The following is a 1,109-nucleotide window of genomic DNA, read 5'->3' as shown; positions in this document are numbered from 1 at the left end:
CGCCGGTAACGGCGGGGTGTGAAGCTGGACGATCACGCTCAAGAGCGTCCCGGCCATCGGGAGGCAACAAGCAAAGGGGAAGACTGGACGGGTGAGCGAAAGCGAATCTCCGGCTATGCCTCGTGATTGCATAAGCTGCGCGATGGTAATGCAAGCGGCAGCTTCAGGACTCGGCGTGGAAGAACGCCAGGTGACCCTCGTGGACTCGCCGGCGAGGGCAGGACACCACCGGTCCCGGGGTAGAGGAGGCGCCCACCCCAGTCGCATCTTGTCAGTGCGGAACGTGGAAACCCCGTCGGGGTCCGGGATCACTCCCGGTTGTCTGACCGTGAGGAAGGATCAATTCCCCGGCGGGAACAGGATGGCCCAAGAAGCAAATGCCGACAGGCTGAAAGGCCAGGGGAAAGCGGACGGCACCTGCCTCCGTATAACCCGTCGGATACGGGTCCGAGCGACCCGGTCTGAAAGGGCGCCCACGTGGGCCAGGTGAGCCTTTGAAGAGATCTGGTGAAGAAACCAGCACCGAAGGGCAAGTTGGACGCAGGGAAGGACTGATGGCTCGACAGGAAAGTGAGCTCCGCCGTTCTTCCCGTGCGAACGGACCGGAGGACGTGCGAATCGACTGGCACAGCATCGACTGGGCCGCGTGCGAGGACCATGTACGGCGACTGAGACGAAGAATCTTCAAGGCGACTCAGGAAGGCGACCTGAAGAAGGTTCGCAACCTGCAGAAACTCATGCTGCGAAGCCACTCCAACACGCTGATCAGCGTCAAGAGGGTGACGCAGCAGAGCGCGGGACGCAAGACCGCGGGCATCGATGGGGAAACTGCGCTCACACCGAAGGAGCGAGGCCGCCTCGCGGCCAGAATCCAACGGTCTGAGAATCCCTGGAGGGCTCGTCCGGTCAAACGCGTGTTCATCCCGAAGGCCAACGGAAAGCAGCGACCTCTCGGAATCCCTGTGATCATCGACCGCGTACTTCAAGCCCGGGTGAAGAATGCATTAGAACCCGAGTGGGAAGCACGCTTCGAGCCGAGGTCATACGGATTCCGTCCTGGTCGGGGTTGCCATGATGCGATCGAGGCCATCTACAACACGTTGGGGTCT

1 protein-coding gene is annotated in these 1,109 nt (G+C 61.7%); it reads left to right on the top strand.

All coding sequences use genetic code 11. From position 1 onward, the window contains the following. Positions 1 to 554: 554 nt before the first annotated feature. Positions 555 to 1,109, top strand: a 555-nt coding sequence (locus tag ACZ68L_RS46760; protein ID WP_469591005.1) for a reverse transcriptase N-terminal domain-containing protein, incomplete at its 3' end; no start/stop codon positions are given.

Source organism: Streptomyces sp. NPDC104309 (genome assembly GCF_055584025.1).
Note: the sequence above shows the minus strand (reverse complement) of the source record. Positions and strands in the feature narration are given on the sequence as shown.